Source organism: Acinetobacter higginsii (assembly GCF_000369525.1).
GTDB lineage: Bacteria > Pseudomonadota > Gammaproteobacteria > Pseudomonadales > Moraxellaceae > Acinetobacter > Acinetobacter higginsii.
This window is the reverse complement of record NZ_KB850076.1, coordinates 1-15,819: the sequence shown is the minus strand read 5'-3', so window position 1 is coordinate 15,819 and position 15,819 is coordinate 1. Positions and strand designations below refer to the sequence as shown.

The following is a 15,819-nucleotide window of genomic DNA, read 5'->3' as shown; positions in this document are numbered from 1 at the left end:
CTGTATTTTGGCCAATCTTTTGAGTGCTTTAAGCGCCTTGTTCTAAAGGCAAGCCTGCATCACGCGCTGCGCGTGTGCCACCCATTAACACAACATATTCACGAGAACCATCCATACCGTCTAACAGTTCTGCTGCACGCGGAGCTTTACTTCCGCCACCACATAAAATATAAATCGGCTGATCCGCTGCAACTTGAGTCAAACTATCCGCAGTGATATCAGTAATTGGACGATTCACCGCCCCTTTAACATGAGCCTCTGTATACGCTTTGGTATCTCGGACATCCCAGATGACAGCGCCTTCTGGGAACTCAAATGTTGTAATTTCTTGTTTACGGATCATTGTGCACTCCTTTGATGTAAACAACACTTGGCAAATGAAGAAAACCCCCTTAGCATCTCAAATATTCTTTCCCTTTGTAAAGGTCTAACCATGCCTTCTTTTGATATTGTTTCTGAATTAGAGTTATTTGAAGTTAATCACGCTGTACAAAATACAGAAAAAGAGATCGCAACACGTTTTGACTTTCGTGGACAAGACGTTTCAATTGAGTTAAATGAGAAAAATAAAGAAATCAAAATCTCAACTGAAAGCGATTTCCAATGTGAGCAAGTTTATACCATGCTCGAAAATCACTTCTATAAACGTAAAATTGATGTACAAGCTTTAGATCCGCAAAAAGCCACAGCTTCTGGTAAAAATGTGGTGCAAGTGATCAAGCTGAAAGATGGACTTGACTCAGATACTGCAAAAAAAATTAATAAAGCCATTAAAGAAAGTGGCATCAAAGCGCAATCTTCTATCCAAGGAGACAAAATCCGTGTCACGGATAAAAAGCGCGATACTTTGCAACAAGTCATGAACTTTTTACGTGAACAACAATTTGGTCTGCCGCTGCAATTTAATAATTTCAAAGATTAAGCAATAGGTTCACTATGGCAAAAGATAACCGCCTTTATAAGCTGGTTAAAACCACGTCTAAATTTCCGAAAGGAATCCGTAGCACGCTCTGGAGCAAAGCTTTTGGTCGTGTGGTTCCGATGGTTGGAACAGCAAATATTCGCTATTTAGAAGTGGATAAAGACCACGTCACTGTTCGCATTGAAAACCAACGCAATATGCAAAATCATATTAAAGGCGTTCATGCGGCTGCGATGGCTTTATTGTCTGAAACGGCAACGGGCTTTTTAACCGGTTTACATGTACCAGATGATCGGATTTTGTTGATCAAATCATTGCATGTTGACTATTTAAAAGTTGCTCAAGGCGGTTTAACAGCAACTGCAACATTATCAGCAGATCAACAAAAGTTTATTGCGGATAATGATAAAGGCGAGTTATTGGTGCCAGTGACCGTGATTGATGATGCAGGCAATCAACCAATCCAATGCCAAATGCTTTGGGCTTGGTTACCAAAACGTAAAAAATAATAACTGACCTAGACTATTCTAGTGACAGTATTAGCATCAGGATGCAAAGATCACTTTTTGTGTTCTGATGCTAAAAATGAAAAAAATACGTCTGCTTTCTCATTTTTTTATTGCGCTCAACCTCGCGACTTATTCTGCTCAAGTGCTCGCCGCTGATGCTTCGGCTTCGATCCCTTCCAAACAGATCCCATCTTTAGCTGAACAAAACAAGAAAATCGTGGTCGATTTTTATGAAGGTGTTTTCTTAAAACACCAAGTGAAACAATATGCCGATCGTTATATTGGGGATCAATATATTCAACATAATCCGAATGTACCTGACGGTAAGGCACCATTTGTAAACTTCTTTAGCCAAAAATTTAGCAATAACCCTCAGGCAAAAAATGTCATCAAGAAAGCAATTGCGGAAAGAGATTTAGTCGTTCTGCATGTGCATTCTACAGAGAATGACAGCGACCGAGGCCGAGCGATTATTGACATATTCCGTGTAGAAAATGGAAAAATTGTAGAGCATTGGGATGTGATACAAAATATTCCTGAAAAAAGTCAGAACTCCAACAGCATGTTCTAAGCAGCACACAAAAATAAAGCCCAAACGAATTTGGGCTTTATTTTCTAAAGACTTAAATAAATTTTTCAATCATAGTCATCAACTGCTGCAAATATGCTGCATCGACCTCATCAAATTGATTCAGTTCATCACTATCGACATCCAATACGCCAACACACTGACCATTTTTCATCATGGGCAAGACGATCTCAGAGCGAGAGGCAGAACTACAGGCAATATGCCCTGGAAACTGATCTACATCTGGCACCACAATCACTTGCTGCTGTTGCCATGCAGCGCCACATACGCCGCGACCTTTGCCAATACGGGTACAGGCGATTGGGCCTTGAAATGGGCCTAACACCAACTCATTCTCTTTGACCAAATAAAAGCCAATCCAAAACCAGCCAAATTGCTGTTTTAACGCCGCGCAGATATTGGCGAGATTGGCAATCACATCGCTTTCATCTTCAACAATTGCCTGAATCTGAGGAAGGATACTTTGATATTGCTCGGCCTTATGACCATGTTGCAAAACTAATTCTTCTGCCATGCTTCATTCCAAATCAAAAATAGTCTTGGCTTCATTCACTCGATAAAAGAGAACTTAGCTTGCTGCAAATGCCTGTTTAATCTCTTCTGAGATTAAACGTTTCTTGCCATTCACATCCACCGCAACAAAGGTAAATACGCCTTCGGTAATGCGCACTGGCTCACGAGAATCATCATGACTGTTCCATACCTCAATTTGAACTTGTACTGAACTACTGCCAACTTTCAAAATTTTGGTATAACAGCTAATCACATTCCCGACCTTTACAGGCACCAGAAAAGTCATCTGATTGATCGCAATCGTTGCACAACGACCTTTACTAAAACGTTCAACATGAATCGCTCCTGCGAGATCCATCTGAGAGACAATCCAGCCGCCAAAAACATCACCACTCCAATTGGTATCTGCTGGCATGGCAATGTTTTGTAGTGATAAAGTCCCTTCTGGATGAGTTGGGCGTTCGCTCATGTTAATGTCCTTGGTGTTGCTGTAATTGCTGGTCTAGCCATTGTTGTAACTCGGGTGCGCGTAAGGCTCCGCTGATTCTCGCCAATTCCGTGGTCTTATTCATCAAGACCAAAGTCGGAATACTACGCACATTAAATGCAGCACTTAAACGTGGATTAGCTTCAGTATCAATTTTGGCAAAAACCACATATGGATTTTGCTTTGCCACTTGAGCAAAATGTGGTGCCATCATCTTGCAAGGACCACACCATTCAGCCCACAAGTCAATCAATACAGGCAGATCTGAATTGCTGATGAAGTTACTGAAATTTTGTTCATTGAGTTCTATCGGCTCTAAAGGCAATAACGCTTTATGGCATTGTCCACAGTTAGGATGAACTGCTAATTTTTCTTCGGGTACACGATTTTTTGCACCACATGATGCACAGACAATAATCATCTACATCACTCCAATATGTTGATGTAAAAATTCTAATTGGGTTGTGACTGCTTTTTCAAACCAAGAACCATGATAAACATCAAAATGTTTCATTTCCCACTCATGATAACTCACAAATGGCGCAATATTGGTCGCAGCTTCTCGACTCGATTCGATTGGAATCAAAGTATCATGCTTTGCTGCAATAAATAAAACAGGGATATTAATTTTACGAACAAACTGGATCGGTCGATAACGCATTAAATTAAAGAAGACCCGCGCAGGAACTTCCCCACTCCAGTAATAATCTGGATTTACAATCGAGTGATATCCGTAGTAACTATCTGAGGTCGGTAGGAAACACAGCCGAAATTGATCGACCACAGGTAAGGTTTTAGGTACCAAGCCCATCTTAGAACCCATATAATCCTGACTGGAACGCTTTAATGCTTCAGGATAACGTTGCAAAGGGTAAAGCTTGGCTGTCTCAGCCCCATCAACATAGGGGACTTGTACCATGACCGCCTGAATGTTTTTCAGGTCTGTTGCTAGACTTAAGGCATATCCACCACTGAGTGAGGTTCCCCATAAAATAATCCGTCGACTATCAATCAGCTTGCAATTCGAAGCATATTGAACAATGGTTTTCCAGTCATCAAGCTGGGCACTGAGTGAAACCAATTCACGTGGTTTCCCTGTACTGCCGCCCCAATAACGATAATCAAATAAAATGACTGCATAACCTGCTTGGGCAAAACGCTGTGCATATTGAACCAGTTTAAATTGACGCAAACCTGCAAAGCCGTGCGCCATGATAATCACAGCAGCTTTGGTATTGGCTTTAGGTAAATAGAAATCCGCAGCGATGGTTTCATCACCACTTGCAACATACAACGGCTCAACGGTATAGGTATGCATGCGCGCTCCATTGCCTTATCTTTTAATTATCATCACTTATTTACTATAGACATTTAAACTCAAGATCGAGCTTAATGCTATGATAGAGCATAAAATGTTTTGTTTGTTTTTGGAGTGACAAGATGACAGAGAATGTTGGTTTTGCAGGTCAAATCGGCCCTGAGCATGTTGAGCAAGTGGTTGAAAAAGGATTTAAATCGATTATTAATAACCGTCCAGATCTGGAAGGTGGTCCTGAACAACCTACAAGTGCCCAAATCGAAGAATCTGCGCGCAGTGCAGGCCTAGACTATGTCTATCAACCAGTTGTTGCTGGGCAAATCACTGAACTCGATGTCCGTACATTCGCCAATCATTATAATGAACTGCCAAAACCAATTTTAATGTTCTGCCGTACAGGTAACCGTTCAAATAATTTATATCAAATTGCTAAACAAATGGATTTACTGGACGATTAAATTCATTACATTTTTTTACCTGATCCAAATAGTTAAACCTTTGTTTTTATAAGATGATGGTTCTTTTTCAATAGATCAAGAACCATGTCAAAACTCGCCATTGTCCTGTTATGTATTCTCTCTATCTCAGCTTGTAGCTCTTTCCAAGTTCGCCCGACAGCGACGGTGAGTGTGGGTACAAGTTTATAAAAAAACAGCACCGAAGTGCTGTTTTTTTATTCTTATTTTTTTAGTCAGAACATGTCATTGACTGAGTATTGTAAGGACTGATTTCATTAGGTGCATAACTACCATCCGTAGCAAAATCAGACTTCAATGCAGGTAAAGTAAAATTGGTATAGCCACGAACTGGGGTTTGCGCAAGAGTTGCTTTTGCACCAATTTGGACATTCAACCAATGTGCATTTGCTTTAGGGTATTCAATTTGGAAGTCAAAACGCCCATAGTTATCTGTGCGGTAAGTAGCTGTTGCAGGATGATTTGCGTCACTACCTATCAAACGGACAACACGTAAAGCTTTACCATTTGCTACCCATGAAGTAGAAGCTGGATTAATTGCACAACCGTATACTGTATTATTTGTTGTACCTAAATCTGGAGTAGCTCCACTTAATGCATAGTAATCATCTCCAGGCTTAACCCAAGCTTTTAAATCATTAAATGGATATTCACCTTTTAGTTTGAATGGCGTTACTGTTCGATCCCAAGGATCTTTTTGAATAGCAAACAACCATTTACCTAATGAATATGATGTCGGACGAGTGTCTAATACAACATCCTGATTTGCGACAGGTTTACCATCTACATCTAATAATTGAACCGAACCTTCTAAGGTATAATAAATACCATTATTGGTTGAACCTATTTGTGTTGGATTCACATTAACATCAATTGAGCCAATCGTTACAGGAACCTCTGATGGGACAACATCTACTGTATAACTTTGACGACGTTCAGTATTCTGAGTATCTTTTACTACAGCTTCAACAACTAGATCATTCGTTACAAAATCATAACCAGTTGCACGTAAAGACTCGTCTATTACTACAGTAAATTTCACCCAACCATTTGTATCACTCTCAAGCGTCGAGGCTCCCTTAATATACGCTCCATTTTGTTGGTAAGCTGGAATTGTTAAGGTAACCGCCTTGCCTGATTGGCTTGAGCCATTCATATCAGTAACAAGGACTGAAACATCTACAGCATCACCACGAACATTTAACTTATCTTTAGATGCCTTAATTTTTAAATCAAGTTGTGGCGCTAGGGCTGTCGGTGTATGAACTTGAAGCTGTGAATTCTGTGAAACCGCCACACCATTCTCATTAGTATGAGTTGCCGTCAGTACAATATTTGGAATTGGAGACACTAAACCAGCAACTGCTTTCATTGAAAGTTCAAATACAGCCTCACCAAACTCATTCGTCACAATCTGTGATGATCCTTTAATTGAAGTAGCCGTTCTAGGGTCAGCAATAGATAAAGTTACAGGTTGATTTGCAACCCCACCCTGATTGCTATCTAATAATTTCACCGTGACTAATGCAGTATCTCCTGCAGAGCTAAGTGACACGCGATTACTATCAATTGTTAAATGATATGGATTGATTGCATCCTGAACAGTGAACGTTAAATTCGTTGGGATTTCATTACCACGAGGGTCGCGAATTATTCCTGTCACTACAATGGAGCTTAATGTTGCTGAACTTACCCCTTTAGGGATAATCAAATCTACTGCAACTGAACCATTTGCTTGTATAACTACAGCTTCGCTGGATAATTTTACGCCAGCGGCAGTCGCTTCTGAATTGAGACTTAAACGCATTGGAATGCCTGCTGCAGTATTAAGCCCCATTTCATCTTTAACAGAAGCATAAACTTTTACAGTTTGTCCCGCAGTTACTGTTTTTACATCAGCTACCAAACGTGGATTTAATGCATTTGCAGGCGCAGTAATACCAATTGAACTAGTTTGTTGTAGGCGATCACCATTATTCAAGTTGGTACCAACAATGGCAAAAATAATGCCATTTTTGATCAGGCTCTCATCATATTTACCTTCAGAAACAGTGACAGTAAATTCAGCTTCGCCTTTACTATTAGTTGTTGTTGGTACGCCACTTAATGACACACGACTAGAAACTAGAGAAGATAAAGCAACTGTGATTGGTGTATTCGGAATTGCATTACCTGCCGCATCTTTTGCGATTACTTTAACTCGCGTTTCACCACCTAAAACTGAAAGATTCGGATTTACAGAAGTAATTTCTAGATTGGCCAAATCTTGAAGTACTACAGTAGGTTTAGATAACTCAATTTTCTGTACAGCGGAATATTGTGTACCATCTGGACGTTTCCCCACAATTGCAACTGTCAAATCATTTGCATCTAAATTATCTATTTGAGTTGCTGTTTTTGGATCAATATTAATCTGGAATGTTGCCTTACCATTGCTATCAGTGACCTTTGAAGTCGGTGTGAGAAGTGTCACGCCATTTGGCAAAGCTGCTTCATTTAAGCCAATTCCAACGACTTGGCCTGGCAATACATTACCATCTATATCTTTAGCATCTACTGTAATGGTAATTACTTTTGCCGTACCATTTAAAGTTACAGCATAATTAGATATAGCTACATTCAAGTAATCCAATACTTTTGGCAATGAAGTAAACTTAATCCCAACTTTATCTATTTTATTTGTAATTGCTGAACTCACAGTAAATTCCACACCAGAGTGTGCTAATACTGCCTGCTCTGGCGTGCCATCATATTTATAACTATATGTAAAGGTCACATAACCTTCTGCATCTGTTATCTGCTCAGCTTGGCTCACTAAGCTCAACTGCAACGTTTTCATGTCAGCGTTCGATAGTGATGGCGTAATATTTACACGTGCGTTAACTAAAGGATTACCTTTATTGTCTAATGCCTTGGTTCTAACCACGATATTTTGATTCTGTACAGAACTATATGCATTTACAATTGGATCAATCATCAACTGTTCAACTTTGCTATCCACTTCAGCATCAACAGTTAAAGCAGATAACTCAATATGTCTCGAAACAGATTTCGTATCTGCTCCAGTAGGAGTAATCTTTATATCAATACCTTGCATTAAAGTATTAAAATCGCTTTGATTTTGAGGTTTAACTTTTAAATTGAATATAGCAGTACCATTACTGTCAGTTGTAACCTTTGTTGGCGATCCATATGACACTCCTTTTGTGAGTGAAATACTATCTGTTACGCTTAAACCAACTTCTTGATTAGTTAAGGCATTACCTTGTTTATTAACTGCTTTTACTCTTACTGTAATTAATTTTTCAACACCTAAAACAATAGATTTAACACCATCCGTATCAACTGATAGATAATCAAGTTCTGGTAAATCACGTGTAGCAAAATTTAACTTAACTGCTTGCGTCTTTGCTGAATCAGAAATAGAAGAAAACGTTAAAAGAATCCCTTCATTTGCAGCATTTTGTTGCTCTGGTTTTGTATTATATTTATATTCAAAAGTATAAGTAGTATAACCTGTATCATCAGTTTGTTTCTCAGCCTGATCCTTCAAGCTCAAACCTAAACTTTGTAACTGTTCGTTTGAGGAGTTGAAAAGAATTTTCTCATTCTTTAAAGGGCTACCTTTAATACCAATAGCTTTTACCTTAACTGTAATTGTTTGATCTTTTTTTGGATCAAATGATTCAAGAATAGGATCTATCTGCAAATATTGTAGGGCCTCTGTCGAAATTGCTGCATCCTCTACAGAAATTTCTATTTTATTCTCAACATTATTACCAGCCTTAAATGTTGCAATAATTCCAGCATTCACTAGCGCATCGATTGTCTTTTGCGTCGGTTTTGGGACTGAAGTAATTGTTTTTAATTTAAAGGTAACAAAGCCATTTTCATTTATATCTCGAGTTGCAGCGCCTTCAAATGTTACCCCATTCGATTGAGCTTCCGAATTTAAACTTAGTGTTATTTTACCCTTTGAAGCTCCTAATCCTTTAAAGTTAACTGCTTTGACTTTAACTTCAACAACACCATCAACGGCATTAACTTTATATGATGACGCAACTTCTAACCGTTGAATCGCCTCTTGATCTTCTACTGTTTCGTCTGCAGTTACAACTTGAACGGTTGCCTTACCATTAATATTCTGACTATTTTCAGTATAAGTAGCTGTAAGCTCAATTCCATGTTGAGCCAAGGCGATTGGGTAATCTGAATTACTAGTTAGCGTAAATTCTGCATAACCCTGTGTATTGGTTATAGCTTCTATCTTATCAAGTTTCACACCATAAGAATCTGCAATAGCATCAACAGCTAACTTTACTTTAGTATTTGATAAAACATCACCATTACTATTTTTAGCAAAGACACGAACTTTGGCCGTACCTGCTTTTGCTTTAATTGAAGCTTCTGGCGTAATAACCTCTAAAACATTAACAATTTTAGAAGTATCTTTAAAAGTTAAAGAAGTCACCTCTTGCTTTTCGGCACGATTTTCATCAATCAGTTTAAACGTGAGTTTCTGTGAACTTCCAATAAATGCTGAAATATCACCAGCTGTAAGTCCCGCATTTGGAATTATTTTGAAAGTTGCTTTACCTTGCGAATCAGTTGTAATAGATGAACCAGGCTCTATAGCAAACTTACCATTCATTTCCTGAGGAAGGCTTAACTCAATTGTCTGTCCTGCTTTTGCTCCACCTTTAGTATCCGTAACCACTACAGGAAGATCAACAGAACCATTTGGTAAATTTAGGGTCGCTCCCTGCGGAACACTTAGATTATAATCACTTACGATTGTAGTCGTTTTTTTAATATTTAAAGTATATGGAATAGAAATCTTGGTGCCATCAACAACAGCTGTGAGTTGAACCTTACCTGAGTCCGCTTGTAATACAGGAATATTCAGAGTAAAGACTGCAACACCGTTTGCATCAGATGTTACTTTAGAATTTGTGCTAGCTACACCTAATTTGTCAGAATCAGCAATGCTTAAACGAACATCTTTGCCAGCAACACCACCTTTATCGACATTCAGAACTTTAACGGCAACTTTAACCTGACTATTGTCCTGTGCAATTTGTAAAGTCTTGCCTTCTGTATCTTGCAATATAATATTAAGACTATCTGCTACTTTCGAAGTATCAGTTTCCGACTGATTGCCCCCTGTATTATTTCCATTACTATTATTATCCCCAGATGAATTATTATTTCCATAATATCCACCCCCTCCACAAGCAACCAATGCAACTGATGTTGCTAATACTGTTGTATTTACCCCGATTTTTTTTAAACCCTTGAAATATGTCATAACAATAATTTCCATCTTATTTAATATTTAGCCTTACAATACGATTAAGACTTTTGTACAAAAATTTACTCGAAATAATATATTTTATCAATTCGTAATACCAGCTTTATTCCTTAGGAAAGTGAACTGCTTAACATTAATATCTGTTATTTTTGTCTGAAAATTCCGCGCAATAAAAAACACCCCCAACGGTTGGTTGGGGGTGTTTAGATTTAAAAGCTGGCGATGACTTACTCTCACATGGCAAGTGCCACACTACCATCAGCGCTAAGAGGTTTCACTTCTGAGTTCGGGAAGGGATCAGGTGGTTCACTCTTGCTATTGTCGCCAGCAAACTGTTGTGGTGCTTTCGGGTCTTAATCACGATGTATTCATCGTATGCCTTACTTACGGTCCAAAGAGTTATTAACGGATTAGATTATTGAGTCGGTATTGTAACTAGTTTATTCACTAAATCAAGTTATGTATTGAATTTATCTTGAATACAACAACTGTTTGGGTGTTGTATAGTCAAGCCTCACGAGCAATTAGTATTGGTCAGCTTCACACGTCACCGTGCTTCCACACCCAACCTATCAACGTCCTAGTCTCGAACGGCTCTTTAGAGGAATAAATTCCTAGGGAAATCTTATCTTGAGGTAGGCTTCCCGCTTAGATGCTTTCAGCGGTTATCCCTTCCGAACATAGCTACCCGGCGATGCGACTGGCGTCACAACCGGTACACCAGAGGTTCGTCCACTCTGGTCCTCTCGTACTAGGAGCAGATCCTCTCAAATTTCCAGCGCCCACGGTAGATAGGGACCGAACTGTCTCACGACGTTCTAAACCCAGCTCGCGTACCTCTTTAAATGGCGAACAGCCATACCCTTGGGACCTGCTTCAGCCCCAGGATGAGATGAGCCGACATCGAGGTGCCAAACACCGCCGTCGATATGAACTCTTGGGCGGTATCAGCCTGTTATCCCCAGAGTACCTTTTATCCGTTGAGCGATGGCCCTTCCATACAGAACCACCGGATCACTAAGACCTACTTTCGTACCTGCTCGACTTGTGGGTCTCGCAGTTAAGCGCGCTTTTGCCTTTATACTCTACGCGTGATTTCCGACCACGCTGAGCGCACCTTCGTACTCCTCCGTTACTCTTTAGGAGGAGACCGCCCCAGTCAAACTACCCACCAGACATGGTCCTCGCCCCGGATTACGGGGCAGAGTTAGAACCTCAACATTACCAGGGTGGTATTTCAAGGACGGCTCCATTAGAACTAGCGTTCTAACTTCAAAGCCTCCCACCTATCCTACACAAGTAAGGTCAAAGTTCAATGTCAAGCTGCAGTAAAGGTTCACGGGGTCTTTCCGTCTAGCCGCGGGTACACTGCATCTTCACAGCGATTTCGATTTCACTGAGCCTCTGCTGGAGACAGCGCCGCCATCATTATGCCATTCGTGCAGGTCGGAACTTACCCGACAAGGAATTTCGCTACCTTAGGACCGTTATAGTTACGGCCGCCGTTTACTGGGGCTTCGATCAAGAGCTTCGCTTACGCTAACCCCATCAATTAACCTTCCAGCACCGGGCAGGCATCACACCCTATACGTCCACTTTCGTGTTTGCAGAGTGCTATGTTTTTAATAAACAGTTGCAGCGGCCTGGTTTCTGTGGCTGCCAATAGCTCAGGGAGCAAGTCCCATCACCGTCAGCAGCGTACCTTCTCCCGAAGTTACGGTACCATTTTGCCTAGTTCCTTCAGCAGAGTTCTCTCAAGCGCTTTGGTCTACTCGACCTGACCACCTGTGTCGGTTTCGGGTACGATTCCTGTGTAACTGAAGCTTAGAGACTTTTCCTGGAAGCATGGTATCAGCCACTTCACTGTACAAGTACAGCTTGCTATCAGTTCTCAGCATAGAGTACCCCGGATTTGCCTAAGATACATGCCTACAACCTTCCACCTGGACAACCAACGCCAGGCTGACTTAACCTTCTCCGTCCTCTCATCGCATTACACAGAAGTATTGGAATATTAACCAATTTCCCATCGACTACGCCTCTCGGCCTCGCCTTAGGGGTCGACTCACCCAGCCCCGATTAACGTTGGACTGGAACCCTTGGTCTTTCAGCGAACGGGTTTTTCACCCGTTTTGTCGTTACTCACGTCAGCATTCGCACTTCTGATACCTCCAGCATACTTCTCAATACACCTTCATCGGCTTACAGAACGCTCCCCTACCACTTGACTAATGTCAAATCCGCAGCTTCGGCACATAGTTTTAGCCCCGTTACATCTTCCGCGCAGGCCGACTCGACTAGTGAGCTATTACGCTTTCTTTAAAGGGTGGCTGCTTCTAAGCCAACCTCCTAGCTGTCTATGCCTTCCCACATCGTTTCCCACTTAACTATGATTTTGGGGCCTTAGCTGGCGGTCTGGATTGTTTTCCTCTTGACTACGGACGTTAGCACCCGCAGTCTGTCTCCCGGATAGTACTCATTGGTATTCGGAGTTTGCATCGGTTTGGTAAGTCGGGATGACCCCCTAGCCGAAACAGTGCTCTACCCCCAATGGTATTCGTCCGAGGCGCTACCTAAATAGCTTTCGGGGAGAACCAGCTATCACCAGGCTTGATTAGCCTTTCACCCCTATCCACAAGTCATCCCCTGGCTTTTCAACGACAGTGGGTTCGGTCCTCCAGTTAGTGTTACCCAACCTTCAACCTGCTCATGGATAGATCGCCTGGTTTCGGGTCTATACCCAGCAACTAAACGCCCTATTAAGACTCGATTTCTCTACGGCTCCCCTATTCGGTTAACCTTGCTACTGAATATAAGTCGCTGACCCATTATACAAAAGGTACGCAGTCACCGAACAAGTCGGCTCCCACTGCTTGTATGCATGCGGTTTCAGGATCTATTTCACTCCCCTCACAGGGGTTCTTTTCGCCTTTCCCTCACGGTACTGGTTCACTATCGGTCAGTCAGGAGTATTTAGCCTTGGAGGATGGTCCCCCCATATTCAGACAAGGTTTCACGTGCCTCGCCCTACTCGTCATCATTGTGTGTGCCCTTTCGTGTACGGGAATATCACCCTCTACGTTCGCACTTCCCAGAGCGTTCCACTAGAACACACACAACTTAATGGGCTGCTCCCCGTTCGCTCGCCGCTACTAAGGGAATCTCAATTGATTTCTTTTCCTAAGGGTACTGAGATGTTTCACTTCCCCTCGTTCGCTTCATAAGCCTATGTATTCAGCTTATGATACCCGCCTTATAGCGGGTGGGTTCCCCCATTCAGAAATCTCCGGATCAAAGGATATTTGCCGCCTCCCCGGAGCTTTTCGCAGGCTATCACGTCTTTCATCGCCTCTGACTGCCAAGGCATCCACCACATGCACTTAATTACTTGACTATACAACCCCAAACAGTCGTTAACACATACAAGTGAGTGTTATCGTTGCAAACTTAATTACTACTATTCGTTGTCTGTGAACTTAATCACCATACAGCTTCAATCTAAATTCATATACCAAAACGCTTGATTCAGTGTTTTTGCTAGTTCTCAATCTCATTCTTTCGAATGAATTGAGTGAACAATTTATTTCAGACTCAATTTTCTAATCTGTTAATGATTAACTACCACCTCGTCGGTGAGTAGTAAACTGTGATAAATCACAGAAGTTAATAAGCTAACTGCTTACTAAATTCTGTAATCTTTAGCTCGTACTCCGTAAAGTACATGGTGGAGACTAGGAGAGTCGAACTCCTGACCTCCTGCGTGCAAAGCAGGCGCTCTACCAACTAAGCTAAGTCCCCAGCTTATCACTTAATGAACGACATATCTTTCAATCCAAGCTACTGCAATCAGATTTGGTGGGTCTGACAAGACTTGAACTTGTGACCCCACGCTTATCAAGCGTGTGCTCTAACCAACTGAGCTACAGACCCTCAGATACATCTTCGAAGAACAACTTGTTGTGGATTCTTACCAGTCACCAATCTTTCGTTAAGGAGGTGATCCAGCCGCAGGTTCCCCTACGGCTACCTTGTTACGACTTCACCCCAGTCATCGGCCACACCGTGGTAAGCGTCCTCCTTGCGGTTAGACTACCTACTTCTGGTGCAACAAACTCCCATGGTGTGACGGGCGGTGTGTACAAGGCCCGGGAACGTATTCACCGCGGCATTCTGATCCGCGATTACTAGCGATTCCGACTTCATGGAGTCGAGTTGCAGACTCCAATCCGGACTACGATCGGCTTTTTGAGATTAGCATCCTATCGCTAGGTAGCAACCCTTTGTACCGACCATTGTAGCACGTGTGTAGCCCTGGTCGTAAGGGCCATGATGACTTGACGTCGTCCCCGCCTTCCTCCAGTTTGTCACTGGCAGTATCCTTAAAGTTCCCGGCTTAACCCGCTGGCAAATAAGGAAAAGGGTTGCGCTCGTTGCGGGACTTAACCCAACATCTCACGACACGAGCTGACGACAGCCATGCAGCACCTGTATGTAAGTTCCCGAAGGCACCAATCCATCTCTGGAAAGTTCTTACTATGTCAAGACCAGGTAAGGTTCTTCGCGTTGCATCGAATTAAACCACATGCTCCACCGCTTGTGCGGGCCCCCGTCAATTCATTTGAGTTTTAGTCTTGCGACCGTACTCCCCAGGCGGTCTACTTATCGCGTTAGCTGCGCCACTAAAGCCTCAAAGGCCCCAACGGCTAGTAGACATCGTTTACGGCATGGACTACCAGGGTATCTAATCCTGTTTGCTCCCCATGCTTTCGTACCTCAGCGTCAGTATTAGGCCAGATGGCTGCCTTCGCCATCGGTATTCCTCCAGATCTCTACGCATTTCACCGCTACACCTGGAATTCTACCATCCTCTCCCATACTCTAGCTGACCAGTATCGAATGCAATTCCTAAGTTAAGCTCAGGGATTTCACATCCGACTTAATCAGCCGCCTACGCACGCTTTACGCCCAGTAAATCCGATTAACGCTCGCACCCTCTGTATTACCGCGGCTGCTGGCACAGAGTTAGCCGGTGCTTATTCTGCGAGTAACGTCCACTATCCAGTAGTATTAGTACTAGTAGCCTCCTCCTCGCTTAAAGTGCTTTACAACCAAAAGGCCTTCTTCACACACGCGGCATGGCTGGATCAGGCTTTCGCCCATTGTCCAATATTCCCCACTGCTGCCTCCCGTAGGAGTCTGGGCCGTGTCTCAGTCCCAGTGTGGCGGATCATCCTCTCAGACCCGCTACAGATCGTCGCCTTGGTAGGCCTTTACCCCACCAACTAGCTAATCCGACTTAGGCTCATCATTTAGCGCAAGGTCCGAAGATCCCCTGCTTTCTCCCGTAGGACGTATGCGGTATTAGCATTCCTTTCGGAATGTTGTCCCCCACTAAATGGCAGATTCCTAAGCATTACTCACCCGTCCGCCGCTAAGTGATAGTGCAAGCACCATCACTCCGCTCGACTTGCATGTGTTAAGCCTGCCGCCAGCGTTCAATCTGAGCCATGATCAAACTCTTCAGTTTAAAATCATTAGTAGCTTATGGCTACAAATCTTGGCTCATCAATTTTCTGACTAAAAATTCGCTCAAATAAACTTCGAGAAATTTTTACCATTCAATCAATGAAATATTTTCGATCGATCAACCAGTAAAAATCCACACAAGTTGTTCTTCTATTCTCTTAATGATCT

Annotated in this window: 10 protein-coding genes, 2 tRNA genes and 3 rRNA genes; 4 read left to right on the top strand and 11 right to left on the bottom strand. The window is 42.2% G+C overall.

Annotated features, from left to right (window positions below; all coding sequences use genetic code 11):
- Window positions 1-28: 28 nt before the first annotated feature.
- Entirely contained in the window at window positions 29-343 is a 315-nt protein-coding gene (locus F902_RS20560; RefSeq protein ID WP_004804287.1) for a rhodanese-like domain-containing protein, read from the bottom strand.
- 90 nt (window positions 344-433) lie between these two features.
- Between F902_RS20560 and F902_RS20555 the strand changes: the two genes are divergently transcribed.
- The 3 genes from F902_RS20555 (at window position 434) to F902_RS20545 (ending at window position 2,002) form a co-directional block, all read left to right on the top strand.
- Entirely contained in the window at window positions 434-922 is a 489-nt protein-coding gene (locus tag F902_RS20555) for a YajQ family cyclic di-GMP-binding protein (protein ID WP_004655922.1), read from the top strand.
- A gap of 14 nt (window positions 923-936) precedes the next feature.
- The gene (locus tag F902_RS20550) at window positions 937-1,431 is read left to right on the top strand and encodes a DUF4442 domain-containing protein (protein WP_005206791.1); all 495 of its coding nucleotides are present in this window, start codon (window positions 937-939) and stop codon (window positions 1,429-1,431) included.
- A gap of 67 nt (window positions 1,432-1,498) precedes the next feature.
- The gene (locus tag F902_RS20545) at window positions 1,499-2,002 is read left to right on the top strand and encodes a nuclear transport factor 2 family protein (RefSeq protein ID WP_005206790.1); all 504 of its coding nucleotides are present in this window, start codon (window positions 1,499-1,501) and stop codon (window positions 2,000-2,002) included.
- Between the two features lie 52 nt (window positions 2,003-2,054).
- Here F902_RS20545 and F902_RS20540 read toward each other — a convergent pair whose 3' ends face one another.
- Genes F902_RS20540 through F902_RS20525 form a run of 4 tightly spaced genes read right to left on the bottom strand, consistent with a single transcriptional unit; the run spans window position 2,055 to window position 4,338 of the window.
- Window positions 2,055-2,534: a GAF domain-containing protein gene (locus F902_RS20540; protein ID WP_005206789.1), complete on the bottom strand. Its 480-nt coding sequence runs from the start codon at window positions 2,532-2,534 to the stop codon at window positions 2,055-2,057.
- Window positions 2,535-2,588: 54 nt separating this feature from the next.
- Window positions 2,589-3,002: an acyl-CoA thioesterase gene (locus tag F902_RS20535; RefSeq protein ID WP_004655929.1), complete on the bottom strand. Its 414-nt coding sequence runs from the start codon at window positions 3,000-3,002 to the stop codon at window positions 2,589-2,591.
- Between the two features lies 1 nt (window position 3,003).
- Window positions 3,004-3,441 carry a thioredoxin TrxC gene (gene trxC / locus F902_RS20530; RefSeq protein ID WP_004655931.1) on the bottom strand — a complete coding sequence of 146 codons (438 nt, stop codon included), beginning with the start codon at window positions 3,439-3,441 and terminating at the stop codon, window positions 3,004-3,006.
- Window positions 3,442-4,338, bottom strand: a complete 897-nt coding sequence (locus tag F902_RS20525; RefSeq protein WP_005206784.1) for an alpha/beta hydrolase — start codon at window positions 4,336-4,338, stop codon at window positions 3,442-3,444. It lies immediately after the preceding gene.
- 122 nt (window positions 4,339-4,460) lie between these two features.
- Here F902_RS20525 and F902_RS20520 point away from each other — a divergent pair, with 122 nt between their 5' ends.
- Entirely contained in the window at window positions 4,461-4,796 is a 336-nt protein-coding gene (locus tag F902_RS20520) for a protein tyrosine phosphatase family protein (protein WP_004804274.1), read from the top strand.
- A gap of 229 nt (window positions 4,797-5,025) precedes the next feature.
- On the opposite strand, the gene F902_RS20515 is transcribed toward F902_RS20520, so the two are convergent.
- The 6 genes from F902_RS20515 to F902_RS20490 form a co-directional block, all read right to left on the bottom strand.
- A complete protein-coding gene (locus F902_RS20515) occupies window positions 5,026-10,122 on the bottom strand; it encodes an Ig-like domain-containing protein (protein WP_005206782.1) in 5,097 nt (1,698 codons plus the stop codon).
- 217 nt (window positions 10,123-10,339) lie between these two features.
- Window positions 10,340-10,454: ribosomal RNA gene (gene rrf / locus F902_RS20510) — 5S ribosomal RNA — on the bottom strand.
- 174 nt (window positions 10,455-10,628) lie between these two features.
- A 23S ribosomal RNA gene (locus tag F902_RS20505) occupies window positions 10,629-13,519 on the bottom strand.
- Between the two features lie 328 nt (window positions 13,520-13,847).
- Window positions 13,848-13,923, bottom strand: a tRNA-Ala gene (locus F902_RS20500).
- A 55-nt stretch (window positions 13,924-13,978) separates the two neighbouring features.
- A tRNA-Ile gene (locus F902_RS20495) sits at window positions 13,979-14,055 on the bottom strand.
- A 59-nt stretch (window positions 14,056-14,114) separates the two neighbouring features.
- Window positions 14,115-15,652, bottom strand: a 16S ribosomal RNA gene (locus F902_RS20490).
- Together the 16S, 23S and 5S rRNA genes with 2 tRNA genes alongside form the textbook arrangement of a ribosomal RNA operon.
- Window positions 15,653-15,819 lie beyond the last annotated feature (167 nt).